This window comes from Streptomyces sp. NPDC050704 (assembly GCF_040654355.1).
Classification (GTDB): domain Bacteria; phylum Actinomycetota; class Actinomycetes; order Streptomycetales; family Streptomycetaceae; genus Streptomyces.
In genome coordinates this window covers 1-24,747 of sequence record NZ_JBFAHW010000080.1, presented here as the reverse complement: position 1 = coordinate 24,747, position 24,747 = coordinate 1, and the positions used below count along the sequence as shown (strand labels likewise).

Sequence of the window (24,747 nt, the reverse complement as noted above, 5' to 3'; positions counted from 1 at the left end):
CGGCCACGGATACCGCCTTCGGCCGGGCCCTCCTGCCGCCTCAGCGCAGCGTCTCGGCCCAGTTCGCCGGCACGCGCCCCGCGGGCCCGGGTACGGGCTGGTCGGCCGGGTGGCTGAGCGGCGGAGCCAGCTCGGGCCCGGACTCGTACAGCTCGGAGGTCTCGAAGTTCCAGAACCACGCCTCGCCCGGCTCGAAACTGCGGATGAAGGGATGGCCGGTGGTCCGGTGATGGGCGGTGGCGTGCTTGGCGGGGGAGTCGTCGCAGCAGCCGACGTGCCCGCACTGGGCACACCGGCGCAGATGGAACCACCAGCCACCGGCGGCATCGCATTCGACGCATCCCGCGCCGCTCGGCGGCACGCTGGGGTCGATTCCGGCCGTGGTGGTCATGACGCCTCCTGGGGGGTGTCGGTATCCGCCGCGGTGAGCGGGAGGAAGACCTGGAAACGGGTGTCACCGGGCACGGAGTGCACTTCCAGATGCCCGTGGTGCTTGTTGACGACGATGCGCCAGGAGATGTCCAGGCCGAGTCCGGTGCCCTCACCCACGGGCTTCGTGGTGAAGAACGGATCGAAGATCCGGCCACGGATGTCCTCGGGCACCCCGGGCCCCGTGTCGCGGAACTCGACGAGCAGCTGCTCCCGGTCGAGCGCGGTGCGCACGGTCAGTACGCCCTCGCCGTCCATCGCGGAGGCGGCGTTGTCGATGAGGTTCGTCCACACCTGGTTCAACTCGCCCGGATAGGCGGGGATCTTCGGCAGCGCACGGTCGTAGTCCTTGACGACCGTGACGCCGGAGCCGATCTTCCCGGCGAGCATCATCAGTGTGCTGTCGAGCAGTTCGTGCACATCGACGACCTGGTAAGGCGCGCGGTCGAGCTGGGAGTACTGCTTGGCCGCGTTCACCAGGTTCGAGACACGGGTCGTGGAGTCCTCGATCTCGTTCATCAGGAGCTCGGTCTCGACCGTGTAGTTCAGCCACCGCACGGCCCCTTCGAGGGTCTGCGCGTCGACGGCGGCAGCGACCCGGTCCAGCCAGTCGGTGTCCAGTCCGCCCTGGACGAAGGTGGGTGCGATCTCCCAGCCGCCGGCGATGCCGTGGTCGTCGAGCCAGTCGCCGAGCGCGTCCTCCCGGTCGGAGGCCTCCAGCGGGCTCAGCGGCGTGGCCTTGGCCACCTGGTCGGCGGTGCGTTCCTGGAGCTCGACGAGCGTCTCCAGGGTGTCACGGGCGTACGGGCCCGCGGCGATCGCCCCGAGCTTGTGCCGCATCCCGGCCACCCGCTCCCGTAGCGCGGACGTGGCCCGTACCGCCGCCGCGGCCGGGTTGTTGAGCTCGTGCGTCAGCCCGGCTGACAGTGAGCCGAGCGCCAGCAGCCGCTCGCGCTGCCCGATGGTCCGCTGGGCGTTCTGGCTGCCGAAGAACATCCCTTCCAGGAGGTGCACGGCCATCGGGAACCAGTCATGCAGGACCGCGGCGAACGTCTCGGCGGGCAGGATGAAGAACCGCGAGGGCTCGGTGACCCGCAGCGAGCCCTTGTAGTGCGCCTGCTCCGCCGGCGCGGTCAGATAGGCCTGCATGGCCCCCGCGTACACCCCGCGCTGGGAGCTGCGGGTGGTCTCCACGTCGTCGCTGCCGACCCGGCGCGACATCACGAGCGTGCCCTCCAGGAGTACGAAGAAGCAGGTGGCCGGCTCGCCCTCCTGGTACACGTAGCCGGGCTCGAACCTCTCGACGCGGCCCTCGCGGCACAGCCGCGCGAGCTGCTCACCGTCCAGCTTCTCGAACAGGAAGAGTGTGCTGAGTTCCGCCGCCTCGCACGGCATCGGCTGCCCGCTCACGACTGCTCCAGATACCGGTGTACGAGCATCACGGCCATGGCTCCCTCTCCGACGGCGGAGGCGACGCGCTTGGCGGACTCGTGGCGGGCGTCGCCCGCCACGAACACACCGGGCACGTTGGTCTCCAGGTGGTACGGCGGCCGGTCCAGCTCCCAGTCCGCCGGCGGACGCCCGTCGGCGGTCAGGTCGGGCCCGGCCATGATGAACCCGCGCTCGTCCCGCAGCACCGTGCCGTCCAGCCAGTCGGTGAGCGGGGCCGCGCCGATGAACACGAACACCCACTGGGCGTCGACGAGTTCGGTGTGCCCGCTTGCCAGGTCGCGCAGGGTGAGCTGCTCCAGGTGGTCGGAGCCGTGTGCCGCCTCGACGACCGTGCCCGCGCGCACGGAGATGTTGGGCGCGTCCGTGATCTGCTCGATCAGGTAGTGCGACATCGACGCCGACAGGGAGGAGCCGCGTATCAGGAGGGTGACCGATTTGGCGCCCTTGGCCAGATACATCGCGGCCTGCCCGGCGGAGTTGGCGCCGCCGACGATGTACACGTCGTGCCCCTGGCACCCGGGCGCCTCGGTCAGTGCCGACCCGTAGAACACCCCGCGTCCGGTCAGGTCGTCCGCGCCGGGCGCCGCCAGCTTCCGGTACGACACACCGGTCGCCAGGATCACGCTGTGCGCGGCGATCGCGGAGCCGTCCGAGAACCGCACGGTCCGCGCCGCGCCGTTGACCTCGAGACCGGTCACCTCGCGCGCGGTCAGGATCTCGGCGCCGAACTTGGTGGCCTGACGCCGGGCCCGGTCGGTGAGCTGCGCCCCGGAGACACCGTCCGGGAAGCCGAGGTAGTTCTCGATCCGCGAGCTCTGGCCCGCCTGCCCGCCCGTGGCGGAGCGCTCCACGAGCACGGTCCGCAAGCCCTCCGAGGCGCCGTACACGGCCGCGCCGAGACCCGCGGGTCCGCCGCCGATGACGACGAGGTCGTAGAAGTCCGCCGTCGGTGTGGTCGCCAGACCGACCTGGGCGGCCAGATCCGCGTCCTCCGGCTCGACCAGCACCGTCCCGTCCGGGGTGACCACGAGCGGCAGCCGCTGCTCGTCCTGCCCCGCGCAGGCCAGCAGGCGCCGGCCCTCGGGCTCGTCCGACGAGTACCAGCGGTACGGCACCTGGTTGCGGGCCAGGAACTCCCGTACGTCCGACGACCGCGCCGACCAGCGGTGCCCGACGACCTTGGTGATCGGCACCGCCCGGTGGTCGGTGGTCCGCCAGGCGTCCAGGAGGTCGTCCAGGACGGGGTAGAGCTTCTCCTCGGGCGGGTCCCAGGGCTTGAGGAGGTAGTGGTCGAGGTCGACCACGTTGATCGCGTCGATGGCCGCGTTCGTGTCCGCGTACGCGGTCAGCAGTACGCGCCGCGCGCTCGGGTACACGTCCAGGGCCTGCTCCAGGAACTCGATCCCGTTCATCTGGGGCATCCGGTAGTCCGCCAGGATCACCGCCACGAGATCGCCGCGCAGTTTCAGCTCGCGCAGCGCGTCGAGAGCGCTCTCCGCGGACTCCGCGCGCACGATCCGGTACGTCTCTCCGTAGCGGCGCCGCAGGTCGCGGGCCACGGCACGCGACACCCCGGGATCGTCGTCCACGGTCAGGATGACGGTCCGTGCTGCGTCGGCGCCCTGTGCCATTCGTGTCCCACCCCGTGCGTTCGATCGTCCGGCGCGGCCTCACCGTTTCGCCGTCCCAGTGCACGCCATCGTATGTTCGATCGCCCTGCTCCGCTCCCGAACGAGGAGCCGCCGCCGGCGCCGGAGGATCCGGTCCTGACGGCTTTGCCATCTCTTTACAACCCGTTCCGCCGCCGCCTCGTCTCTCTGCTCGATCCGTACCTCAGCCCGCCGAGCCGTCGGGCGGGCCGACCGACGAAAGAGAGCGATTCATGCGCCGAACTGTCCTCAGCAGCCTGGCCCTGGCGGGCACTGCCCTGCTGGCGAGCGCGGTGCCCGCGTTCGCCGACGGGACGCCGACGCCGGTTCCCTCCGCGCCGGCCTCCGACGGACCGACCCCGGTCCCCACGGAGGCCCCGAGCACCGCCCCGTCCCCGTCCGAGGCTCCGAGCGACGAACCGACGCTGGCGCCGTCCCCCGGTGACGAGGTGTCCGTCGTGCCGAGCGGAGCGCCCGACACCGGTGAGGGGCCGACGTCCACGGACTCCGGACCGGCGGGCGGGCTGATCGCCGGGGGCGCCGGCGTGGTGCTCGTCGGTGGCGGCGCCGCGGTCTATCTCGTACGTCGTCAGCGGGCGACCGGGGCATGACCCTGCTCTCCAGGCGCGCCTTCGCCACCGCGGCGATGGCCTCGCTGCTCGTGGGCTGCGGTGGTGGCCACCAGCCCGACCGGGCGGCCGATCAGGACACCGACGCGTCCTCCGGGAGCACCCCGCCGTCTCCGCGTCCCTCCGCGAAGGCGGTGCGGGCCCTCGGACGTTCGGTCCCGGTCAGCTTGCAGATCCCGTCGATCGAGGTCGACACCCCGGTCATGCGGCTGGGGCTGGCCCCGGACGGCAGCGTGGAGGTTCCCCCGATCACGGCGGACGACCAGGCCGGGTGGTACCGGCACTCGCCGACACCGGGCCAGACCGGCCCGTCGGTGATCCTCGGCCATGTCTCGGTCGGCGCCTACGGGGACGGAGTCTTCCGGCACCTCGCGCGGATGCGGCGGGGCGAGCGGATCGTGGCGCGCCTGGAGAACGGCACGGCGGCGGTGTTCGCCGTCAGCTCCGTACGGACGGTCGCCCAGGCGGACTTCCCGACGGACGCGGTCTACGGGGACGTGGGCCGTCCCGAACTGCGGCTCATCACGTGCGGCGGCCCCCGTACCGGTGACGGATACCGCGACAGCGTGATCGTCTTCGCCACGCTGAGCTCCGCGAGCCCCTGACGCGCCACCCACCCCCGGATCCCGGGCCGATGGAACCGAATGCCCACGGCCCGGGATCTTTCCCCACAAGGGCAACCGAGTGCCCTCACGACCATGGAGAGCGTTGAAACGGTCCCGCGAGAAGGCAGCGTCCGAGCTGTTCGCCGCCCTCTACCCGCGCCTCGCCGGCTGGTGCCGCCGGCTGGTCGACGACGACGAGACGGCCCACGAGATCGCCTCGGAGGCGTTCACCCGGCTCTGGGCCCGCTGGACGTCCGTGGCGGAGCCGCGAGGCTTCCTCTACGTCACGGCGGCCAACCTCGTCCGGGACCACTGGCGCAAGCTGGAGCGCGAACGCAGAGCGATGCACCGCGCCACCGCCGAAGTCGCCGTCCGCCCGCAGATCGAACAGGCCGACCCGTCGGTACGCCTGATCGTGCAGTCACTGCCGGAACGACTGCGCGTCCCGATCCTGCTGCACTACTACGCTGACATGCCGATCCGGGAGGTGTCCCTGCTGACCGGGCGCAAGGAAGGAACCATCAAGGCCGACCTCCACGCGGCCCGAGAACTGCTCCGCGCGCACCTGAGGAGAAGTCTTGATCACACACTCTGACGACGGTCCGGACTTCGAACCCGACGACCCCCTCGCCGTCATCCTGCGGCCCACCTCGGACTACCTCGGCCCGCCCGCCGGCCGATACGAGGAGATCCGCCGCGGTGCGGCCCGCCGGCGGCTGCTCCGTGCCGCGGCCGGGGTCGGCCTGGCGTGCGCCGTCGCCGCCGCCATCGCGCTGCCGCTCCACCTGGCGACACCCGACACACCTGTCTCCCCGACGGTCCCGCTCGCCCCGCCGCCCGTGAACAGCACGCCGCCCCCGAGCTCCCCTCCGGACGCGAGCCCCCCGCTGGACACGAGCAGTCCTTCGGTCGGGCCCACCCCGACGGCGCCACCTGAGCCCCTCAGTCCGCGCCCCAGCGATGGGACCGAGGGCGCCGGCTCCCACGCTCCGACCGACCCCACCCTCGGCGAGCCGTCGTCGGAGACGGAACCGACCCCGGAGTCCGTCGAGCCGTCAGCGGTTCCGAGCGGGCCTCCTGCCACACCCGAAAGCAGCACCGGACCGTAGGGCCCTCGCCCCGCTCGAAGTGTCGGGCGCCCGAGTCGGGGCACCTGGTCGGGGGAGGCCACGATGGACGCAAGCACCTTGACGCGAGGCAGGCGGGCCAGGACCCGCCGGGCGGCGGGCTCGCTGACCGAGGGAGCCGCCAGGGCGGGATTCATCGCGCGCGGGGTCATCTACCTGCTGGTCGGCATGCTGGCGCTGCAGTTCGCCCTCGGGGACGGCAAGCGGCAGGCGGATCAGGGCGGCGCGCTCGCCGAGGTCGCCGAGCAGCCCTTCGGGGCCGTCCTGCTCTGGGCCCTGGGCGTCGGACTGGTCGGCATGGCGCTCTGGCGGCTGTCCGAAGCGCTCTTCGGCGCGGCCGGTCCGGACGGCCGTACCTGGAAGAAGAGGCTGTCGTCGGCCGCGCGCGCCGTCTTCTACGGGTTCGTCGCCTACTCCGCGCTCTCCTTCGCCGCGGGCGCCCGGAAGAGTGGCGGCGGATCGAGCGACGGACGGTCGCGGGACGTGACGGCCAAGGTCCTGGAGATGCCCGCGGGGCAGTGGATCATGGGTCTGGCCGGTGGCGTGGTCGTGTGCGCGGGCGCCTGGATGGCCGTCCGGGCCGTGCTCCGCAGCTACCACAAGCACCTGAGGCGCGGTCGGATGTCCCGCAGGACACGCCAGTTGGTCGACATGGCGGGTGTCGTGGGCGGGGCGGCCCGCGGTCTGGTGTTCGCGGCCGCCGGTGTCTTCGCACTGCGGGCGGCCGTCGACTACGAGCCCGACAAGGCCAAGGGCATGGACGACACGCTGCGTTCGTTCACGGAGACGCCGATGGGACCCTGGCTGCTGGCGGGCGTCGCGGTCGGACTGGTCCTGTTCGGGCTGTTCTCGTTCGCCATGGCCAAGTGGCGCCAGGTCTGGCGAGGTTGCCCCGGACCGGGTGGCCGGACCCGGGGCAACAGCGCCGTCGCGTCAGCGGGGCAGGCCGTCGGGCGAGGTCGCCCAGTCGGTGTCGGGCTGCTCCCCGAGCCGGAAGGTGAGGGTGCCGCCGTTCCGCAGGAAGCGGGCGTCGGCCCAGGAACGGTCGTACGCACGCCCGTTGAGCCGGACACCGCCGACGTACCGGTGGGCGGTGTCGGCGGCGGGTGCGTCGATGACGATGTCGCGGCCGGGCCGGTCGACGAGGGCGTGCGGGAAGAGCGGGGCGCCCAGGAGCATCGAGGCACTGCCCGGGGTCTGCGGATAGAGGCCGAGGGCGGAGAAGACGTACCAGGCGGACATGGTCCCGAGGTCGTCGTTGCCGGGCAGTCCGGCCGGTCCGGTGCCGTAGACGGTGTCGAGGATCTGCCGCACGGTCGCCTGTGTCTTCCAGGGTTGGCCGAGCGCGTTGTAGAGCCAAGGGGCGTGGATGCCGGGCTCGTTGGTCGGGTCGTAGCGCAACGGGTCGCCGCCCTTCACGGACCAGGACCCGTCGGCCTTGTGGAAGAAGCCGTCGAGCCGCCGCGCGGCCACCTCGCGTCCGCCCATCGCCTCGGCCAGGCCCTGGACGTCCTGCGGCACCATCCAGGTGTACGTCGCGCTCGTCCCCTGGGCGAAACCCCGGTCGCTGCCGGGGCTGAACGGCGTCACCCAGGAACCGTCGAGGTTGCGGGCCTGGATGTAGCCGGTGGTGCCCGCGCCGTCGGTGGCCTGCGGGTTGAAGACGTTGCGCCACCAGCCGCCCCGCTCGGCGAACGCGGCGGCCTGCTCGTCGAGGCCCAACAGCTGTGCCCAGCGGCCGAGCGCCGCGTCGGCGACCGAGTCCTCCAGCGTCTCGGCGGCGCCGCCCCAGCAGTGGCAGACGTCCTGCGCGGCGTAGTGCGAGGTCAGGTACTGGGCCAGATTGGGCCGTTGACCCGTGCACTGGCCGGGACAGCCGGCGTCCGAGAGCCCGTCGGGGTGCGGCACGGTGGCCTGGCGGGCCAGGGAGTCGAAGGCGCCGCGGTAGTCGAAGTTCCGTACGCCCATCGCATAGAACGTGGCCAGCGTCGCCGCCGAGGGATCGCCGGTCATGACGTGGGTCGCGCCGCTGATGTGCACCCAGCGGTCCCACACATCACCGTTCTGCCGCGCGAAGTTGTGGAGCGACTGGGCGAAGTCCCCGGCGATACGGGGTTTGAGCAGGGCGAGCAACTGCACCTGGGCCCGGTACTGGTCCCAGCCGGAGAAGTTGCTGTACTGCGCCCGTTGCCCGCGCTCGACGCGATGCGCCTCGCCGTCCATGCCCGGATAGCGGCCGTCGGTGTCACTGACCAGGTTGGGCTGCAGCAGCGAGTGGTAGAGCGCGGTGTAGAAGGCGGTGCGTTGGTCCGTACTGCCGCCGCCGACGCGTACCGAACGCAGTTCGCGGTCCCAGGTGCGCGTGGCGGCCGCGGCGACCTCGTCGACGCTCGCCCTCGGCGCTATCTCCTGGCGGAGATTGGCCTCGGCGCCCGCCAGGCTCACATACGAGATCCCGAGCCGCATGCGGACATCGTTGTCAGCGCTGGTGTCGAAGCCGACCCAGCCGCCGGAGCCGCGGCCTGCCCGGTCCGCGCCCGTGGCGTACCCCTCGCCGCCCGAGCCGGTGGTGGCACCGGGAGCGAGGGTGCCGTCCTTCCAGGTGCCCGTCGTGGAGAACGCGCGGTCGAAGGAGGCGCTGAAATAGAGCCGGTAGTAGCTCTTGCGGTTGTTGACCCCTCCGTTGGCGCGCCGTCCGCAGAACGCCCCCGTCAGTACGGACCCGGTGACCTTGCGGTTTGCCCGGTCGATGTCGATCCGGGCGTCCTCGCTGCCGTTCAGGGAGTTGGAGACGCGGAAGAGCAGGTTGGCGGGCTTGTCGGCGGGGAACGAGAAGTCGGCGACACCGGCGCGCCGCGACACGGCGAGGTCGGCGCGGGCACCGGAATCGAGACCGACGGAGTAGCGGCCCGGTACGGCCCGTTCGTCGGCGTGCGAGAAGTTCGCGGCGTAGACGGCGTCCTTGGTGTCGGCCGAGGGCGACGAGGTGACGTTCCCGACGAACGGCATGATCGGTACGTCGCCGGCGGCGCCCGGGTTGCAGCCCGCGCCGTTGACGTGGGTCAGGCTCAGGCCGCGCAGCCGGGTCGCGTTGTACTCGTAGCCGTTGGCGGCGCCGGTGCTGGTCTGGTCGCCCCTGGTGCTGGTCGGCGACCAGGCGATCATGCCGTACGGGAGGGTGGCACCGGGGTAGGTGTTGCCTCCGTTCGCCGTGCCGATGAGGGGATCGACGTACGCGGTGGGGTGGGCCGGGGCGTCGGCGGACTCGGCGGCCGAGGAGACCGGGCCGGGGAGTGCGGCGGCGAGCGCGGTGGTCAGCGCGAGAGCGGCGGTTCTTCTGCCGAACCTCCGCACCAAGGGCGCGGATCTGAGGGCCATGTGACGGAGCCTTCCGGTGAGGACGGACAGCGCGGCCCTGACTCCCGTCGCGGGAGGGACCGCAAAACGCCGCCGAGCGTAGATCATCGGTGCGCGGGGTGGACCGACGACAGTGACAGGCTCGGTGAACGGCCGGTGAATCCACGGCAGTTGGGCCGCCGGCGCGGCGCCGCGGACCTCGCGCCCGGGCAGGACGGGCTCCGTCACCGGTGCGGTGACGGAGCCCGTAAGACCCGCGGTGCGGTGGGTGGGTCAGGCCGTGTGGAGGGTGAGCCCGTACCGGTTGAGGATTTCGTTGATCGGCTGGTACCAGGTCTGGCCCCCGCTGGAACAGTTGCCCGAGCCGCCGGAGGTGACACCCTGCGCCTGGTCGCCGCTGATGTAGGAGCCGCCCGAGTCACCCGGTTCCGCGCAGACGCTGGTCTTGGTCATCTGATGCACCGCGCCCTGGCTGTAGTTGACGGTCTGGTTCTTGCCGAGCACCGTGCCGCAGTGCCAGTGAGTGGTCGACCCCGAGCGGCAGATGGAAGCGCCGACGGGTGCCTCGGCGGAGCCGCGGACGAGCCGGTCGGGGACGGTTCCCCAGCCGAGCACGACGGGCACCGTCCACCAGCCGCTTCCGACGTTGACCCAGGCGTAGTCGTTCTCCGGGAACGAGGAGCCCTGGAAGTTGCCTATGTAGGACCGGTCCCAGCCGCTCACACCGGCTCCCGCCCGGCCGCAGTGCCCGGCGGTGACGAAGCCGCCGTGCACCGAGAACCCGATGGAACAGCGGACGTTCCCGGTGTAGTACGGGTCGCCGCCGACCGTCCCGGCGGCGAAGGTCCGCGGCGCCTCGGCCGACTTCTCGACGGTGACGGGACCTGCCGCACGGGCCCGCGCGAGGAACTCCTGGACATCGTTGTCAGCTCGCTGCGCGCTGACGACGCTCACGACGACGGAACCGGCCTCGGGGTCGACATGCCAGCTGCTGACGCCCTTGGGTGCGGACAGCTTGTCGATACGCGCCTTGGCCGCGTCGAGCTGTCGCGCGCTGTGTTTGACGGTACGGATGCTCGCGCCGGTCTCCCGTACGGCGTCGACGACGGCGTCGGTGGCGCCTGCCGTGACGGCGACGGTCAGTTTCCCGCTCCCGGCGTCGAACCAGGAGCCTCCGTACGAGGCTCCCGCCGCGCGGCGGGCTTTCGGCTCGACGGCCGTCGCCGCCTTTTCGGCCGCGAGCCGCGCCTCGGCCTGGGCCTTTGTCAGACCGAGATCCCGTTGCATCGCGTCGAGGAGGCCGACGGAGGCCGGGGCATCGGAGGAGCGGGCGGGGGGTTCGGGGGCATCGGCGGCCGAGGCGGGCATGGTGCCGGCGGTTGCCCAGGTGCCGAGCAGGAGCAGTGAGGCCAGACCGGTGCGCATGGCTGTGGTGCGTCTCAAGGCAGTAGCCCTTCGTTGTTCCAGCATGGTGGGGGTGGAACAGCTGAACGGTGAGAGCGCTCTCATTGCATGCGCGGCAGAGCTTAGCGGGTGACCATGGTCAGGTACATACCAATTGCAAGGCTCTTTGTGACGGGTGGCCTGTGTGGGCGACTGTCGTGAGGCTGTGGGGCTGTGGGGCCTTGGGGGTGGATCAGCGGGCGCGGGGAATGCCGTAGACGTGCTCCACATGGAGGCGCAGGACGAGCCGGTGGTCACGGACCATGGCGGCGCGGTAGTCGTCCCAGTCGGGATGTTCGCCCTGGACGTCGCGGTAGAGGCGGATGAGCTCCTCCACCGTCTCGTCGTGCGGGTCGCGGGCCACCGGTGAGAGATCGGCGGTGCCCTCGGCGACCGTGTAGGCCCAGCGGTCCTCACTGGTGACGTGGTACGAAGCCCGGGTGTCGCGGCGCAGGTTGCGCGTTTTGGCGCGGTCGTCGGTGAGGGAGACGCGCAGGACGCGTTCGTCCGGGTAGTAGGCATGGGTGACGTTCGACAGCTGGGGGCGGCCGTCGCGTTTGAGGGTGACCAGCACTCCGCCGTCGTACTCCGTGAGCAGTTTGAGCAGCGCGTCCTGGCTTGCGTTCTCAGTCATGAGTCGATCAACGCCGGGAACCTTGCGAGGCATTCCGACGGTGGGCGCGGAGACGCTCGCTGCCGATGTGGCGCGGCGACCGGGGTTCGGGTCATCGGGCGCACCGACCTGACGAGTTCCTCATACGTGTCGGTCAAGGTCGACGCATGATCACTTCCACCCACAGATCCACCCACAGATCCACCCTCGGATCGACCCACAGATCCGCACGCCGTCCCGCCGCCGTCCTGGTCGTCTCCTTCCTCCTCGCCGGTTGCGGGGGCGGAGCCACGGCGACGACGGATCCCGAGCCCGGCGGCATCGCGGCGAAAGGCGGCACGGGCTCGCCTTCCGCGCCCGCGCCCCGGGTGTCCCCGGGCGCGGCGCCCCGGCAGCTGCCGGGCCTGGGCCCGAAGACCTTGGCCAAGGTCCCGCCGGAGACCCGTCAGGCCGTCGTGGTGACGGGCCGGGACAGGAACTCGTCGAAATCCACGGTGGTGTTGTACGAGCGCACCGCGTCCGGCTGGCAGGCCGGAGTCTCCTGGCCCGCGCACAACGCCCTCAAGGGCTGGACCGACCACCACCGGGCCGGCGATCTCCGCTCGCCCATCGGCGTCTACGGGCTCACCGACACCGGGGGCCTGCTCCCTGATCCGGGTACCAGCCTTCCGTACGACCGCTCCGGCGGCTTCACCATCGGCGGTACGGGCTTCGAAGGCGAGCCGCTGGCCGGCTCGTTCGACTACGTGATCGCCATCAACTACAACCGAAAGCCCGGCACCACACCGCTGGACTGGACCCGCCCCCTCGGGGACGGCCGCGGCGGCGGCATCTGGCTCCACGTGGACCACGACGGTCCCACGCAGGGCTGCGTCAGCCTGCGCAAGGAGCATATGAAGGCCCTGCTGCGCGCGCTGGACCCCGACCGCGATCCCGTGGTCGTCATGGGCGACGCGGCCGCGCTCCGACGGTGAGTCGCCCGGCCGACCACCCGGCAAGGGCACTACCAGGTGGTTGTGAGGAAGGTGTCAGGGCGTGGGAAGCCCCTCATACCGGGCCGCGGGACGGCCCTGTGCGCTTAGCATCAGCCCCGTGTGCGCACATGTGATGGTTGCCGAGGACGACGAGAAGCAGGCCGAGTTGATACGCCGCTCACTGCTGAGCGAGGGCCACACCGCCACCGTGGTGCACGACGGCGGGGCCGCTCTCGAAGCGGTCCGGCACCGGCGGCCGGACCTCGTCGTCCTGGACCTGATGCTCCCCGTGATCGACGGCTTCGGCGTGTGCCGGGCGCTGCGCCGGGACGACGACATTCCCGTCCTCATGCTCACCGCCCGCAGCACGGAGGAAGACCTTCTGCTCGGGCTGGAACTGGGCGCGGACGACTACATGACCAAGCCGTACAGCCCGCGCGAACTGATGGCCCGCATCCGCACCGTCCTGCGCCGCAGCGGACGCCCCGCCGCCGAGCGACGCGACGACCCGGTCGTACGGGCCGCGGGGCTGGTCGTCGACCCCGTACGGCACGAGGTGTGGTGCGACGGTTCGCCCGTGGAGTGCACTCCGGCCGAGTACGAGATCCTGCTGGCCATGGTCGCCGAGCCCGAACGGGTCTTCTCCAGGCAGCAGTTGTTGCGCTGCACCCGCGGCATCGACCGGGCCTCGACCGAACGGGCCGTCGACGTGCACATCATGAACCTGCGCAGGAAGATCGAGGCGGATGCGCGCAGACCGGCCCGGCTGGTGACCGTCTTCGGAGTGGGGTACAAGCTCAGCGGGGACCGTGGGTGAGCCCCGCGATACCGCTGCGCAAGAGACTGCTCGTACGCCTGCTGATCACGTCGGTGCTGATCGCCATCTGCTCCGTGGCGGCGACGGCCTGGCTTGCGGTGGAGACCACCACCCGGGCGATCCGGGAGGAACAGGGGCAGGTACTGGCCGAGGACATGGACATCCTCCGCCGGCTGAGCGGATACGCCGCCACCCATGGTGACTGGTCAGGCGTCGGGAAGACCGTCCGTGCCCTGTCGGACAGGACCGGCAGGCGCATCGCGCTGACGACCCCGGACCGTACGCCGATCGCGGACTCCGCGGCGCGGGGCACGGCCCTGCCGCCCCGTGCCGCCGCCCCGGTGGACCCGCTGCGCACCGACACCTTCACCGAGCCCGGAGCGCAGCTCAGCGGCATCGATCCGCGCGCGGTGGGCCCGTACCGGCTGCCGCCCGCGGAGCGCGCACGTGTGCGACTGCTGGCCGACAAACGTCAGCGCTGCTTCGCGGACAACGGAGTCGACACCACTGTCACGCAGCTGCCCAGCGGCCGCTCCGCCCTCATCGACGCGGACGGCGTCATCGATGCCGGCCAGCTTCCGACGCCGTGCGCCGACGGGAAGCTCAACACCCCGACCGTGACGGAGGAGAAGGCTCTGGCCGAGCTGACGGCCCGCGCCCGGGGCTGCGCGGACCGTGGGCGGTCGGATCTCCCCCTGCCCACCGACGTCGGGGTCACCTTCGCCGTGAAGTCCCTGCACACGCGGATCCTCGGACAGGACGCCCCGATAGGTCCCCCCACCGGGACCGACCAGGGCAGGAAGGCGCAGGAGTGCGTCGACCGTGCCCGCCGTCAGCAGCTGGCGCCGTACGTCGCCCCGGCCGCCGAACTGTTCCTCGGCCACGGTGACAGCGCCGTACCGCGTTTCGACATGTCGACGGCCAACAAGGCCAAGGTCACGGGTGTCGCCGGGCTGGTCCTCGCCCTCACCGTGGCGGTGACCGCGCTGGTCGCCACCCGGCTCGTACGCCCCCTGCGCGCGCTGACCCACGCCGCCCAGCAACCGCCTGAGCAGCACGTACGGGTGCCCGTGACCACGCAGGACGAGACCGGCATCCTGGCAGTGGCGTTCAATGAACTCACCGAGCGCCGCGAGCGCATGGAGGCCCAGCGCAAGGCGATGGTCGCCGACATCGCCCACGAACTGCGCACCCCGCTCACCAACATCCGCGGCTGGCTCGAAGTGGCCCGCGACGGCGTCGTGGACCCGGATCCCGAGCTGCTCGCGTCCCTGCACGACGAGGCGCTCGTGCTCCAGCGGGTCATCGACGACCTCCAGGACCTCGCGGCGGCGGACGCGGGCACGCTCAGGCTGCACCGCGAGCCGGTGAGCGCCGGCGAGCTGCTCGACCAGGTCGTCGCGGCGCACCGCGTCGCGGCCGAGGCGGCGGGCGTTCAGCTGTGCACGGCGGTGGACGGCACACCGTGGCTCGACGCGGATCCGGTACGGATGCGGCAGGCGCTCGGCAATCTCGTCTCCAACGCGATACGTCATACCCCGGCCGATGGCACGATCACCCTCTCCGCCCGGCACCACGAGGACGAGGTCGTCTTCGAGGTGGCCGACACCGGCAGCGGCATCGCCGAGGAGGATCTGCCCCGGGTCTTCGAGCGGTTCTGGCGAGCGGAGAAGTCCCGCAGCCGGCGCACCGGCGGCAGCGGGCTCGGCCTGTCCATCGTGCGCCAGCTCGTCACCGCCCATGGCGGTACCGTCACGGTGACCAGCGAACGCGGCACCGGCTCGGCCTTCACGCTGCGGCTCCCCGCCTCTCTCTGACGGGTGGCATCGATACCAGGATCCGCGGTCCTGCTCACGAGAGGGATCTGGTTGCTCCGGGCACCTTGGCCCAGTGTGGTCCCATGAACACCACCACCAAGCAGCCGGAGGCCAGGGTCCGCGTGACGCCACTGCGTCGCCTCAGGGGAGGCACGTACGTCCCACGCGGCGCCGGAACGACACCAGCGCAGCCCGACGAGAGCCGGGGCGACACCGGAAGGCCCCGCCCCGAGCGGTCTGCCGCGTCCCGTCAGCCGTCCGAGCCATGCACGCCCGGCGTCACGATCTCGTCGAGCACTTTGCGGATCGCCTCATAGGTGTGTCCGCGCAGCTCGGCATCGTGTGAGCTGCGCGGATCGTCGGCCCGGAGCTCACCGCTCCGGGCCTTCCACGCCTCTTCCTCCCGGTGGGTCCAGGACCGGGCGCGCTGGATGCGACGCAGGATTTCGTCGGAGTCAACGACATCGGTCATGAGATACGCGTACCCGCCACAGCCCGTCCGATGAGTCGATCCGCCCGGTCCGGGAACCCGCCCGGCCGAAAGCGCCGGAGCACCGGAGCGTCGGAAGCCTCGACGGGGAGGAGAAGCGGGACGTGGGCACACTCACTCGCTGGGAACGAGCAATGGAGCGCCTCGAAGACACCTTGCTGGCGCACGTCAGGGGGAAGGGGCCGGTCGAAATAGTCGATGCGCTGCAGAGGGAGTGCGACAGCAACGCCGTGGTGTGCAGCGAAAGCCGCGTCGTCGTTCCCAACGCGTACGACATCGAGCTGGCCGAACGCGTCCACGAGGAACTCGGCCGCAACGGCGGCCGGGTGGGCCAGGTCCTCACCGACAGCCTGGCCCGCCACGGCGAACGCATGGGGTACGAGTGGGCCGGCCCGCTCGCGGTCCATGTCACGAAGTCACGCCATGTGCCGAACGGCCGGTACCGCGTGGCGAGCCGCGTCATGCCGCACGTGCGCGCCGACTGGTTCCGGCCCCCGGCGGGATAGGACGTACCCCGCCGGCCACTCCTCTGCGCGCGGCTAGCTCGACGGCAGCGGGACGGGCAGGGCGGGCAGGCCGCCGCCCAGGAGTCCCGTGATCAGTCCGACCACCGTGGACAGGAGCTTCGGCACCGCGGCCACCACTCCTCCCACGTCGAGCGAGGTCAGAGAGGAGAGCAGCCCGCCGACCGCCGCCTGAAGCGCGGCCACGACGTCCGACACCGGGTCCGCGGCCGCTGCCGCTGCCGCTGCCGCGGACGAAGGAGCGGCGCGGTCCATGGCCCGCAGCCGCTGCTGGACGGACGTGGTCGCCTCCTCCACGGCCTTCGCGTGCTCGGCGGCCTCGGCCGCGCGGAGCGGGCCGTCCCCTCGCTCGGCCAGGGCGGTCAGTGCGTGCAGGAGAGGCGCGAGCGCGTCGTCGTGGTCCGCCGCGGTCAGGGAGTCGAGCCGTTCGAGCATCATGTCCGCTTCGGAGAGCGACAGCTCCGCGACATGGCCGCCGGGCACAGCGGGCTGTACGTCCACAGCGGCGGCGGCGCTCACCGGCCCGAAGGCGAGCGCGGCGCAGACGAGGGGCGGGAGGAGCAGCCCGCGGGATACCAGGGCGCGCATACGGGTTCCTTTCGAGAACGGCTGTCTGTGCGCCCACCGTGTGAAAGCCCCTGGTTCACCGCAACCGCTCCCGCACCGCCCGCACGAGCCCGCGACACCATGGCGACAGCGCCGACCAGCGCTTTTCGTTCCCGTATCGCCCGATCCCCGGGTACGGAGGTGTACGGCCGTCGGGGTACGACGCCGGACCGGTCACACCACGTTGACCGCGTCAGCGCGACGCCCTGCGGGCCGGTCGTGGTGCGGTCCGGCGGTGGATGGGGCCGCCCGGCGCGTACCAGCCGGCCTTCTTCCGGACGGCGGGTGACGGGTCGTGGTCACGAGCCCGGACAAGGGCGTCGGCGGCTTCCTGGTGCGTGTGCACCGAGAGCCCGACGAGCTCCGCGGCGAAGTTCCGCACATGGGGGTCGGGGTCCTGGCCCAGCAACCGGATCCCACGAGGCAGCACCACGGCCTGGTCGGGGCGGCAGGAGTCACTCTTGCACCGGTCACAGGCCAGCGCGTGCACGGCGGCCACCCGAACCTGAGGGCTGGGGTCGTCGAGCATGGCGATCAGATCGTCCAGCGCCTCCGCCACGAGCAAGTGGTCCAGCAGTTTGCAGCACTGCTCCCGTACGAGGGCCTCGGGATGCGCCAGCCCCCGCCGGATGGCGGGCACGGCGGCAGGCCCGCACCTCAGCAGTTCCCGGAAGGCCGCGGGCCGCCGCGGCTCACTTCCCAGCGCGTGTACCAGAGCCTCTTCGCGTGTCCCCGTCGTGGCCGACATGGCGCCTCCTCGCCTCCCGACGAGTCTGCGCGCGCCGTTTCAACACCTGCAACGCATTTTCCTCGTGGTGGATCACCGTCGCGCGAGCCGCAGATCATCGCCGTCGAGAAGTGACCTGCGTCACTGATTTCCCCGCATTCGGCGCGCGCGTCGGGCGACGGCTGACTAGCGTGAAGAGCCAGAGCATCCGTACGTCCGACAAAGACGAGGGAGTCAGTGTCATGGCCGTACAACCCGAGGGAACGCCGTGCTGGGCCGACGCGATGTTCGGCGACACCGAAGGCGCGAAGAGCTTCTACGGTGACGTGCTGGGCTGGACGTTCGGCGAGGCCTCGACGGAGTTCGGGAACTACACGGAGGCGTACTCGGACGGCAAGGCGGTGGCCGCCGTCGTGCCGCCGATGCCCGGGGCGGAGGGACAGTCGGCCTGGTGCCTGTACTTCGCGTCACCGGACGCCGCCGCCACCGCCACGAAGATCCGTGCCAACGGCGGCGAGATCCTGATGGAACCGATGAAGGTCGGCGACTTCGGCACCATGCTGCTGGCCCGCGACCCGAGCGGTGTCGTCTTCGGCGTGTGGCAGGCGGGCGTCCACGAGGGCTTCGAGGCGACGGCCGTGCCCGGCGCGTACTGCTGGGCAGAGGTGTTCACCAGGGAGCCGGAGAAGTCCGACGCGTTCTTCACCGCTGTCTTCCCCTACCGCGCGCAGCAGATGCAGGACGACGCGATCGACTTCAGGATCTTCAACCTGGGCGAGGAGACCGTGCTGGGCCGGATGAAGATGACGGACGAGTTCCCGCCCGAGGTACCGCCCTACATCAACGTCTACTTCACCGTCGAGGACTGCGACGCCGCTGTGGCGAAGGCGACCGAACGCGGCGCGGTTCTGCGATTCGGCCCGATGAGCAGCCCGTTCGGCCGGTTCGCGGCACTGTGCGACCCGCAGGGCGCGTCGTTCTCGGTGCTCGACACCTCGAAGACCGAGGGCGAGATGCCGAAGATGTCAGACGTGTCCTGAACGGACCGGCCGGCGTTCTTACGGTTTGCGGCCCACTCCGCAGTAGGCGTCCACCACCGACACGGCGGAGTCGGGACGCCACTGGGTGACCTGGACGACACCGGGTTCGACCAGATCCAGCCCCTGGAAGAACCCGGAGATCTCGTCGACACCGCGCACGTGATACGGAACGGCTCCGCTGGAGTTGTACGCCTCCGTCGCGGCGATCATGCCCGCACTGGTGGCGGTGCTGTCGCTGATCACCAGGTAACTGCCCGACGGCAGACCGGACATGAGACGCACGACCAGGTCCCGGGCCCGGTCGTGGTCGGCCACGTGGCCGAGCGTGTTGAGGATCATCAGGGCGACGGGCCGGGAGAGGTCCAGCGTGTTCGCCGCGGCTTCGAGGAGGGTCTCGGGCTCGTACAGGTCGACGTCGACGTACGCCGTCCTGCCCTCGGGTGTGCTGGGCAGCAGAGCGCGGGCGTGGGCGAGCACCAGGGGGTCGTTGTCGACGTACACGATCCGCGCGCCCGGTGCCACGCGCTGGGCCATCTCGTGGGTGTTGTCGGCGGTCGGCAGACCCGTGCCGACATCGAGGAACTGCCGGATGCCCTGTTCGCCGGCCAGGTGCCGGACCGCGCGTCCCAGGAAGTGCCGACTCGTGCGTGCCACGTCGACCAGGCCGGGGAAGATCTCCTTGATGTGGTCCCCGATCTCGCGGTCCACCTCGTAGTGGTCCCTGCCGCCCACGAAGTAGTTCCACAAGCGTGCGGAGTGCGGCCTGTCCGTGTCGATCCGGGCACGTGTCCCGGCAGCGGCGGCGAGTTGGGGGTCCTGGTCCGTCACGCGAGCGGCTCCTGTGGATCGTTGCCCGGTCATGGTGGGTTACTTTCCACTCTCTCCGTGCTGAACGGACGACGCCTGCCAGCCGAGTGCCGGTCCGAGCCCGGTCGCGATGTCGGTGAGGATCTGGACGTAGTCGTCGTGCTCGAAGGTGAAGGGCAGTGCGAAGGCGACCTCGTCGATCTCCCGGAAAGCGGCGTGGGAGTAGAGCTGTTCGGCGATCCGGTCGGAGGTGCCGACGAGATCGGGCGCGAACATCAGGCGCGCAGGACCCTGCGGCACGGCGGTCCGCACCAACCTGGCCTCGGCGTATGCCTCGTACTTCGCGCGCTGCTCCGGTGAGGCGCTGTCGGTGGGGATGACGACGAGGCCCTGCGAGACGCGGGCGCGGTCGCCGTCGGGATGACGGGCGCGGAAGGCGCGTACGTGTGAAAGCTGGATCTCCGCGAAGTCCTCGGACTCCTCCGCCTTGACGACGCTGCTGGTCAGCAGGTTCATCGCGTGCTCACCGGCCCACCGGGCCGACCCCAGGCTGCCGCCGCCGTACCACATACGGCTGCCCAGGCCGGGCGCCTGCGGCTGAACACGGTCTGAGAAGACCTCGAACCCCTCAGCCCCGCTGAAGTCGGTGGCGGACTTGCCGCGCACGAAGTCCAGCAGCCGCTCCACACGGTCGTAACCGAAGTCCTCGACGTCCGCGGTGTCGGGGTACAGCGCCTGCTTGACCTGGTCGTAGTGCATCGGCGGGCCGACGCTGACGCCCGGATTGAGACGGCCGCCGGACAGGATGTCGACCGTCGCCAGGTCCTCGGCGAGACGCAGCGGGTTCTCCCAGCCCAGCGGCATGACCGCGGTACCGAGCTCGATGCGGCTGGTGCGCTGCGAGGCCGCGGCCAGGACGGCCACGGGGGAGGAGATGCCGTACTGGAGATGACGGTGGCGCACCCACGCGCTGTCGAAGCCCAGCCGTTCCCCGAGCTCGATGATCTCCAGGGTCGACTCGTGCCCCCGGCGCGGGTCGGCCTCGTTGAACAACCCGATGGTCAGGAAGCCCAGCTTCCGCAACGGTTGTGAGGGCAGCGGCACGGGGGTCCTCCATGGTCCGGGGCGGTTCAGCCGAACACCAGCGCTGGTCATCATTGTGGCAGGCGATCACCGTGCGCCGTCAGTCGAGGATGTGCCGCAGGTAGGCGTGCGGGTCGTCGAGATAGCGGCGCCAGTGGTCGACCAGGTCGAGCTCCTGCCAGACCACTCGGCGCATACCGTGTTCGCCGACCTCGATGATGTCCGCACCCGGCAGCGCGCTCAGCAGCGGAGAGTGGGTGGCGCAGATGACCTGGCCGCCCTGCTTCACCAACTGGTCGACGTGGCCCAGCAGTTCGAGGCAGGACGCGAAGGACAGTGCCGCCTCGGGCTCGTCCATCACGTACAGCCCCGGCTGGAGGAACTTCCCCCGGAACGCGGCGAGGAAGCCCTCGCCATGACTGACCGACTCCGGTGAGAGCCCTTCCCGGCCCAGCGCGTCCAGTGCCGTCTCGGCGCGCAGGAAGAACCCCTTGCGGGCCGACCAGCTGCCGAGCATGCGCCGTCCGCGCGGCGCCGCGTCGAAGCGGATCCGCTGCCCCAGCTCCGACTTGGCACGGGGGCTCGCGTAACGCCAGTCGTGGGAGCCACCCCAGGAGTCCAGGCCGAAACCCTCCGCGAGGGCCTCGATCAGCGTCGACTTGCCCGAGCCGTTCTCGCCGACGACGAAGGTCACCGGCGCGGTGAAACGCAGACCGTCCGCCAGGAGCCCGCGGACACAGGGCACGGACCAGGGCCACTCGCGCTCGTCGTACGAGGCCAGGTGTGCGTACGCGCGTTCGACAATCACGCGTCGAGTCTTCCATGACTCCTCGACGAGGCGGCGTCGGCCCGCCCACCGGCCGAAGGGTTCCTCCCGGTCGTCCGGCCCGCGCGCGAGGGCCTGCGGCCGCCTCTGCGGGCAACTCGGGCGAGCCGCCCGGACGTTCTCCACCTGCGCATCCGGCTGGTCACCGATCATTCGGTCGCGCCCGGATAAAGTGCCGACCATGCCCCAGCCCCCGGAGGAGAACGAGCGCACGCGGCTGCTGCGCCTGAGCGCCGATCACATCCTGGCGCACGGCATCGCCGGTCTGTCCCTGCGAGGCATCGGCAAGGCCGTCGGCAGCAACAACCGCATGCTGCTGTACTACTTCGGGTCGAAGGAGGAGCTGATCGCGGCGGCGCTCGGGGAGGCGGGCAGCCGCTTCCCGCTCCTGGAGCGGGTCTTCGAGCTGCTGGAGGACCACGACCAGCCGCTGCGCACCCGCCTGGAGGCGGCCTGGGAGCTGCTCTCCGCGGACGAGAACCTCGCCTTCCACCGCGTCTTCTTCGAAGCGCTGGGACTCGCCGGATACCAGCGCGGACGCTTCGACGCCTTCCTCGACGCCGTCGCCACGACCTGGCGAGGCCGCGTCACGACCGCGCTGCGCGCCGAGGGCGTACCGGCGGACGAGGCCGACGACCTGGCGCGCGAGTTGGTCTCGCTCTGGCGCGGACTCCAGCTGGACCTGCTCACCGCCGGGGACCGCGCGGCCACCCTGCGCGTGAACGCGGCGGCGGCCGGCTCCTTCGCCGCCAGGGCCGAGGCGGCCGCGAGCAGCCGTTCGCCCGGCTGACGCCGAGCGGCGAACCGGCCTGTCCGTGGGGTGTGGGGCGGGGGATACGCGTTATGCGCTCAGACGCATCTTCGGCGTCTTGGGCATCTTCGGCACCACGATGTCGAGCGGGCCGTCCGGGATCGCGACGGCGTCCGTGGACCAGCCCCAGATCGAGCAGACCCGCCGCGCGGGATCGCTGTGCCCGTCCCGGCCGTGCAGGACCCGGTAGTTGTCCAGGCAGATCATCTCGCCCGCGTCGACCCGGAACATCGGCCCGGTGTCGCGCGCCGCGACGACGGCCTCCTCCCACCTGCGTACGAAGTCCATGTGCTGGTCCTCCAGCGGACCCTCGACCGACGCGAGGTACGGGTGGTAGCGGCCCTGGAAGCGCCCGGACGGCACGGTCCGGGCGATCGGCGCGTACGTGTCCTGCGGGTAGTTGGGCTCGGAGTGGTCGATGTCGGTGGTGCGGCAGAACTCCGCCACGGCGGCCCACTCCGGGTCGGCGGCGAGGAGGTCGAGCAGCCGGGAGGTGTCCACGAGGAAGGAGTCGCCGCCCCGGGCCGCCGGCCGCTCGCACCACAGGAACAGGTGGTCGGGCGCGTAGTCGCCGAACGCGAAGCCGTCGTTGTGGGCGACCATGCGCTCCTCGGTCGGCGCGAAGCTGCGCTTGCGGCCACGGGAGTCGGCCGGCTGCTCGGCCACCTTCGCCGCCTCCTGCTCACCGTGCGCCTTGGTGGCCTCGAACTGTGTGCCGATGCGGACCGCCTTGTCGCCCATGACCTCGCGGCCGTACGCGATGGCGGAGCGCTCGTCGGGGAGTCCGGTCACGATGACCGCGCCCTCGGCGGCGAGCACCTCACGGGCCTCCGCGGCGTCGGCCGCCCGTCGTGGAATGAAGCTGGCGGAGCTGACGTCCATTCTTGACCCCTCGATGGTGAACCGATCGGTTCATCTCAAGGTAGGCGGGCCGTGTTTCGGCCGGGTATCCCTCGCGGAACGCGTGGACTACCCGGTTGCTCCCTGGGGTCGAGGAGGATGCGGCCGAGGAGGGTGCCGAGGTCAGGAACGCGGGTCGGACCGGTCGTCGCGCTCGGCGTTCTTCTCCTTGATGCGAACCGCTTCCTGGCGGACCTCGGCCTGCGTGGCACGCTCCTTGCGCAGCCACGCGGGAAGCTCCTTCTTCAGCTCCTCGATCTGCTCCGTGGTGAGGGGGTCGGTGACTCCGCCGCGAGCGAGTCCCGCGATGGAGACACCGAGCTTGGCCGCGACCACCGGCCGGGGGTGCGGGCCGTTGTGTCGCAGTTCCTGCAGCCACTCGGGCGGATCAGTCTGCAGAGCGGCGAGCTCGGAGCGCGAGACGACGCCCTCCTGGAACTCGGCGGGGGTGGCCTCGAGGTACACACCCAGCTTCTTCGCCGCGGTCGCGGGCTTCATTGTCTGGGTGGTCTGGTGCGACGTCATGGTGTCCAGGGTATCGAGCATGTGAACCACCGCCGACCACGGCCGGTAACCTGGCCAGGTGACAGGCTCGGAAGTTTCCCCCTCGTTCCGGCTCGCGTATGTCCCGGGAGTGACGCCCAGCAAGTGGGTGCGGATCTGGAACGAGCGGCTGCCCGACGTCCCGCTGACCCTCCTCGCGGTGTCCCCCGGCGAAGCCCTCGACGTGCTGCGGGGCGGCGGCGCCGACGCGGGATTCGTACGGTTGCCGGTCGACGGTACGGACCTCAGCGCGATCCCCCTCTACACCGAGGCGACGGTGGTCGTGGTCCCGAAGGACCACGTCGTGGCGGCGGTCGACGAGGTGACCGCCGAGGACCTGGCCGACGACGTCGTGCTGCATCCCCTCGACGACACCCTCGGCTGGGAGCGCCCGCCGGGACGGCCCGCGATCGAGCGTCCCGCCACGACGGAGGACGCGATCGAACTGGTGGCGGCCGGAGTGGGTCTGCTGGTCGTGCCCCAGTCGCTCGCGCGCCTCCACCACCGCAAGGACCTCACATACCGGCCGGTCACGGACGCCCCCGAGTCGCGCGTCGCGCTGTCGTGGCCCGAGGACAAGACCACCGAGTGGGTCGAGGACTTCATCGGGATCGTGCGGGGCCGGACCGTCAACAGCTCACGAGGCCGCTCTCCGGAGCCGGCCCAGCCGAAGAGCAAGCGCCCCGAGAAGAGCGGCGCCCAGCGGAAACCCGCCGCAGGCAAGGCGACCGGCAAGAACCCTCGCAGCGGCTCCGGCGGCCCCAAGGGCGCCAAGCGCGGGAAGCCCCGCCGCCGGTCGTAGTCTCCGACGAACGACTTCGGTGCAGGCCGGAGAGGCAGGGCGGGCCTGACATGGGCCGGACCGGGATGATAGAAGCAGGCATGAACACTGGCACCATCCCCGCCCCCTTCTCCATCCCCGCCCCCTTCTCCGTCACAGCCCCCGTCCGCTGCTCCTGCCCGGCTCGCGTCCGATGACCGCGGGCATCGACACCCCCGACAGCCGGGGCCGCACCGGACTCGACCAGGCCGGCCGCGATCTGACGGGCAACCCCCGGGTCAAGGTGCGGGACGTGACACTGCTCTCGTGCCACTGGTACGTGGAGCGCACCACGACCTTCGACATCCAGAACGCCGACGGCACCTGGAGCACCCAGGAACGCGAGACGCACGACCGTGGCAACGGAGCCACCATCCTGCTGTACGACGCGGAACGCGAAACCGTCCTCCTGACCCGGCAGTTCCGCTATCCCGTGTACGTGAACGGACACCCGGACGGCATGCTCGTCGAGACCCCGGGCGGGCTCCTGGACGACGATGACGAACACCCGGAAGTCGCCGTACGGCGCGAGGTCATCGAGGAGACCGGACACACGGTCGGCGACGTCCAGCGGGTCTTCGACGTCTACGAGGGTGCCGCGGAGCTCGGCCAGCTTCAGCAGATTCGTCTCGGCTCCGGTGGTGAGGGTCTGGGCCTC

At 71.2% G+C, this 24,747-nt stretch carries 26 protein-coding genes and 1 pseudogene; 13 read left to right on the top strand and 14 right to left on the bottom strand.

Annotated elements, in window-relative coordinates; genetic code table 11:
* Positions 1–40: 40 nt before the first annotated feature.
* Genes AB0I18_RS35515 through AB0I18_RS35505 form a run of 3 tightly spaced genes read right to left on the bottom strand, consistent with a single transcriptional unit; the run spans position 41 to position 3,512 of the window.
* Positions 41–391 (bottom strand): UBP-type zinc finger domain-containing protein, encoded by a 351-nt coding sequence (locus tag AB0I18_RS35515; protein WP_363109798.1) that lies wholly within the window; start codon positions 389–391, stop codon positions 41–43.
* The gene (locus AB0I18_RS35510) at positions 388–1,839 is read right to left on the bottom strand and encodes an ATP-binding protein (protein WP_363109797.1); all 1,452 of its coding nucleotides are present in this window, start codon (positions 1,837–1,839) and stop codon (positions 388–390) included. Before AB0I18_RS35510 ends, AB0I18_RS35515 begins: the two co-directional genes overlap by 4 nt.
* Positions 1,836–3,512, bottom strand: coding sequence for an FAD-dependent oxidoreductase (locus AB0I18_RS35505; protein WP_363109796.1), 1,677 nt, complete (start codon positions 3,510–3,512; stop codon positions 1,836–1,838). Before AB0I18_RS35505 ends, AB0I18_RS35510 begins: the two co-directional genes overlap by 4 nt.
* A 251-nt stretch (positions 3,513–3,763) precedes the next feature.
* Here AB0I18_RS35505 and AB0I18_RS35500 point away from each other — a divergent pair, with 251 nt between their 5' ends.
* The 5 genes and pseudogenes from AB0I18_RS35500 to AB0I18_RS35480 all read left to right on the top strand — a co-directional run.
* Positions 3,764–4,141 carry a sortase-dependent protein gene (locus tag AB0I18_RS35500; protein WP_363109795.1) on the top strand — a complete coding sequence of 126 codons (378 nt, stop codon included), beginning with the start codon at positions 3,764–3,766 and terminating at the stop codon, positions 4,139–4,141.
* The gene (locus tag AB0I18_RS35495; RefSeq protein ID WP_363109794.1) at positions 4,138–4,764 is read left to right on the top strand and encodes a class F sortase; all 627 of its coding nucleotides are present in this window, start codon (positions 4,138–4,140) and stop codon (positions 4,762–4,764) included. Before AB0I18_RS35500 ends, AB0I18_RS35495 begins: the two co-directional genes overlap by 4 nt.
* 103 nt (positions 4,765–4,867) lie before the next feature.
* Positions 4,868–5,359: an RNA polymerase sigma factor gene (locus AB0I18_RS35490; RefSeq protein ID WP_363109793.1), complete on the top strand. Its 492-nt coding sequence runs from the start codon at positions 4,868–4,870 to the stop codon at positions 5,357–5,359.
* On the top strand, positions 5,343–5,873 hold the full coding sequence (locus AB0I18_RS35485; protein WP_363109792.1) for a hypothetical protein: 531 nt from the start codon (positions 5,343–5,345) through the stop codon (positions 5,871–5,873). The genes AB0I18_RS35490 and AB0I18_RS35485 overlap by 17 nt, the downstream gene beginning before the upstream one ends.
* A 63-nt stretch (positions 5,874–5,936) precedes the next feature.
* Positions 5,937–6,770 (top strand): annotated as a pseudogene (locus AB0I18_RS35480) (DUF1206 domain-containing protein); the annotation flags it as partial.
* Positions 6,771–6,824: 54 nt separating this feature from the next.
* Here AB0I18_RS35480 and AB0I18_RS35475 read toward each other — a convergent pair.
* The 3 genes from AB0I18_RS35475 to AB0I18_RS35465 all read right to left on the bottom strand — a co-directional run bounded on the left by AB0I18_RS35475 (position 6,825) and on the right by AB0I18_RS35465 (position 11,325).
* Complete coding sequence (locus AB0I18_RS35475; protein WP_363109791.1) at positions 6,825–9,269, bottom strand: GH92 family glycosyl hydrolase; 2,445 nt, start codon at positions 9,267–9,269, stop codon at positions 6,825–6,827.
* 252 nt (positions 9,270–9,521) lie between these two features.
* Complete coding sequence (locus AB0I18_RS35470; protein WP_363109804.1) at positions 9,522–10,673, bottom strand: S1 family peptidase; 1,152 nt, start codon at positions 10,671–10,673, stop codon at positions 9,522–9,524.
* A 211-nt stretch (positions 10,674–10,884) separates the two neighbouring features.
* Positions 10,885–11,325 carry a PPOX class F420-dependent oxidoreductase gene (locus AB0I18_RS35465; protein WP_363109790.1) on the bottom strand — a complete coding sequence of 147 codons (441 nt, stop codon included), beginning with the start codon at positions 11,323–11,325 and terminating at the stop codon, positions 10,885–10,887.
* 146 nt (positions 11,326–11,471) lie between these two features.
* On the opposite strand from AB0I18_RS35465, the gene AB0I18_RS35460 reads away from it, so the two are divergent.
* From AB0I18_RS35460 to AB0I18_RS35450, 3 genes are all read left to right on the top strand, one after another.
* Positions 11,472–12,278 carry a L,D-transpeptidase family protein gene (locus tag AB0I18_RS35460; RefSeq protein WP_363109789.1) on the top strand — a complete coding sequence of 269 codons (807 nt, stop codon included), beginning with the start codon at positions 11,472–11,474 and terminating at the stop codon, positions 12,276–12,278.
* Between the two features lie 118 nt (positions 12,279–12,396).
* Entirely contained in the window at positions 12,397–13,095 is a 699-nt protein-coding gene (locus tag AB0I18_RS35455; RefSeq protein WP_363109788.1) for a response regulator transcription factor, read from the top strand.
* Entirely contained in the window at positions 13,092–14,912 is a 1,821-nt protein-coding gene (locus tag AB0I18_RS35450; protein WP_363109787.1) for an ATP-binding protein, read from the top strand. Before AB0I18_RS35455 ends, AB0I18_RS35450 begins: the two co-directional genes overlap by 4 nt.
* A 250-nt stretch (positions 14,913–15,162) precedes the next feature.
* Here AB0I18_RS35450 and AB0I18_RS35445 read toward each other — a convergent pair whose 3' ends face one another.
* Positions 15,163–15,384 carry a hypothetical protein gene (locus AB0I18_RS35445; protein ID WP_363109786.1) on the bottom strand — a complete coding sequence of 74 codons (222 nt, stop codon included), beginning with the start codon at positions 15,382–15,384 and terminating at the stop codon, positions 15,163–15,165.
* Between the two features lie 122 nt (positions 15,385–15,506).
* On the opposite strand from AB0I18_RS35445, the gene AB0I18_RS35440 reads away from it, so the two are divergent.
* Positions 15,507–15,908: a DUF3662 domain-containing protein gene (locus tag AB0I18_RS35440; RefSeq protein WP_363109785.1), complete on the top strand. Its 402-nt coding sequence runs from the start codon at positions 15,507–15,509 to the stop codon at positions 15,906–15,908.
* 33 nt (positions 15,909–15,941) lie between these two features.
* Here the strand turns inward: AB0I18_RS35440 and AB0I18_RS35435 are convergent, their stop codons facing one another.
* Entirely contained in the window at positions 15,942–16,514 is a 573-nt protein-coding gene (locus AB0I18_RS35435) for a hypothetical protein (protein WP_363109784.1), read from the bottom strand.
* A 211-nt stretch (positions 16,515–16,725) separates the two neighbouring features.
* Positions 16,726–17,280, bottom strand: coding sequence for a HEAT repeat domain-containing protein (locus AB0I18_RS35430; protein WP_363109783.1), 555 nt, complete (start codon positions 17,278–17,280; stop codon positions 16,726–16,728).
* Between the two features lie 221 nt (positions 17,281–17,501).
* Here AB0I18_RS35430 and AB0I18_RS35425 point away from each other — a divergent pair, with 221 nt between their 5' ends.
* Positions 17,502–18,299 carry a VOC family protein gene (locus AB0I18_RS35425; protein ID WP_363109782.1) on the top strand — a complete coding sequence of 266 codons (798 nt, stop codon included), beginning with the start codon at positions 17,502–17,504 and terminating at the stop codon, positions 18,297–18,299.
* A gap of 18 nt (positions 18,300–18,317) precedes the next feature.
* Here the strand turns inward: AB0I18_RS35425 and AB0I18_RS35420 are convergent, their stop codons facing one another.
* From AB0I18_RS35420 to AB0I18_RS35410, 3 genes are all read right to left on the bottom strand, one after another.
* Positions 18,318–19,127 (bottom strand): SAM-dependent methyltransferase, encoded by an 810-nt coding sequence (locus AB0I18_RS35420; protein ID WP_363109781.1) that lies wholly within the window; start codon positions 19,125–19,127, stop codon positions 18,318–18,320.
* Positions 19,128–19,166: 39 nt separating this feature from the next.
* Positions 19,167–20,210: an LLM class flavin-dependent oxidoreductase gene (locus AB0I18_RS35415; RefSeq protein ID WP_363109780.1), complete on the bottom strand. Its 1,044-nt coding sequence runs from the start codon at positions 20,208–20,210 to the stop codon at positions 19,167–19,169.
* Between the two features lie 79 nt (positions 20,211–20,289).
* On the bottom strand, positions 20,290–20,997 hold the full coding sequence (locus AB0I18_RS35410) for an AAA family ATPase (RefSeq protein WP_363109779.1): 708 nt from the start codon (positions 20,995–20,997) through the stop codon (positions 20,290–20,292).
* A 199-nt stretch (positions 20,998–21,196) separates the two neighbouring features.
* Between AB0I18_RS35410 and AB0I18_RS35405 the strand changes: the two genes are divergently transcribed.
* Positions 21,197–21,805 (top strand): TetR/AcrR family transcriptional regulator, encoded by a 609-nt coding sequence (locus tag AB0I18_RS35405; protein ID WP_363109778.1) that lies wholly within the window; start codon positions 21,197–21,199, stop codon positions 21,803–21,805.
* 51 nt (positions 21,806–21,856) lie between these two features.
* Here the strand turns inward: AB0I18_RS35405 and AB0I18_RS35400 are convergent, their stop codons facing one another.
* On the bottom strand, positions 21,857–22,708 hold the full coding sequence (locus tag AB0I18_RS35400) for a TauD/TfdA family dioxygenase (protein WP_363109777.1): 852 nt from the start codon (positions 22,706–22,708) through the stop codon (positions 21,857–21,859).
* A 141-nt stretch (positions 22,709–22,849) separates the two neighbouring features.
* Positions 22,850–23,251 carry a DUF5997 family protein gene (locus AB0I18_RS35395; protein ID WP_363109776.1) on the bottom strand — a complete coding sequence of 134 codons (402 nt, stop codon included), beginning with the start codon at positions 23,249–23,251 and terminating at the stop codon, positions 22,850–22,852.
* A gap of 58 nt (positions 23,252–23,309) precedes the next feature.
* Here AB0I18_RS35395 and AB0I18_RS35390 point away from each other — a divergent pair, with 58 nt between their 5' ends.
* Together AB0I18_RS35390 and AB0I18_RS35385 are read left to right on the top strand one after the other, a co-directional pair.
* Positions 23,310–24,071 carry a LysR substrate-binding domain-containing protein gene (locus tag AB0I18_RS35390; protein WP_363109775.1) on the top strand — a complete coding sequence of 254 codons (762 nt, stop codon included), beginning with the start codon at positions 23,310–23,312 and terminating at the stop codon, positions 24,069–24,071.
* Between the two features lie 172 nt (positions 24,072–24,243).
* On the top strand, positions 24,244–24,747 hold a 504-nt coding region (locus AB0I18_RS35385), incomplete at its 3' end, for an NUDIX domain-containing protein (RefSeq protein ID WP_363109774.1).

Bases quoted from the DNA above. Each gene is read 5' to 3' on its own strand.
- AB0I18_RS35515 (WP_363109798.1), bottom strand. From the start codon at position 391: ATGACCACCACGGCCGGAATCGACCCCAGCGTGCCGCCGAGCGGCGCG.
- AB0I18_RS35505 (WP_363109796.1), bottom strand. From the start codon at position 3,512: ATGGCACAGGGCGCCGACGCAGCACGGACCGTCATCCTGACCGTGGAC.
- AB0I18_RS35500 (WP_363109795.1), top strand. From the start codon at position 3,764: ATGCGCCGAACTGTCCTCAGCAGCCTGGCCCTGGCGGGCACTGCCCTG.
- AB0I18_RS35495 (WP_363109794.1), top strand. From the start codon at position 4,138: ATGACCCTGCTCTCCAGGCGCGCCTTCGCCACCGCGGCGATGGCCTCG.
- AB0I18_RS35475 (WP_363109791.1), bottom strand. From the start codon at position 9,269: ATGGCCCTCAGATCCGCGCCCTTGGTGCGGAGGTTCGGCAGAAGAACC.
- AB0I18_RS35470 (WP_363109804.1), bottom strand. From the start codon at position 10,673: ATGCGCACCGGTCTGGCCTCACTGCTCCTGCTCGGCACCTGGGCAACC.
- AB0I18_RS35465 (WP_363109790.1), bottom strand. From the start codon at position 11,325: ATGACTGAGAACGCAAGCCAGGACGCGCTGCTCAAACTGCTCACGGAG.
- AB0I18_RS35460 (WP_363109789.1), top strand. From the start codon at position 11,472: ATGATCACTTCCACCCACAGATCCACCCACAGATCCACCCTCGGATCG.
- AB0I18_RS35445 (WP_363109786.1), bottom strand. From the start codon at position 15,384: ATGACCGATGTCGTTGACTCCGACGAAATCCTGCGTCGCATCCAGCGC.
- AB0I18_RS35435 (WP_363109784.1), bottom strand. From the start codon at position 16,514: ATGCGCGCCCTGGTATCCCGCGGGCTGCTCCTCCCGCCCCTCGTCTGC.
- AB0I18_RS35430 (WP_363109783.1), bottom strand. From the start codon at position 17,280: ATGTCGGCCACGACGGGGACACGCGAAGAGGCTCTGGTACACGCGCTG.
- AB0I18_RS35425 (WP_363109782.1), top strand. From the start codon at position 17,502: ATGGCCGTACAACCCGAGGGAACGCCGTGCTGGGCCGACGCGATGTTC.
- AB0I18_RS35405 (WP_363109778.1), top strand. From the start codon at position 21,197: ATGCCCCAGCCCCCGGAGGAGAACGAGCGCACGCGGCTGCTGCGCCTG.
- AB0I18_RS35400 (WP_363109777.1), bottom strand. From the start codon at position 22,708: ATGGACGTCAGCTCCGCCAGCTTCATTCCACGACGGGCGGCCGACGCC.
- AB0I18_RS35395 (WP_363109776.1), bottom strand. From the start codon at position 23,251: ATGACGTCGCACCAGACCACCCAGACAATGAAGCCCGCGACCGCGGCG.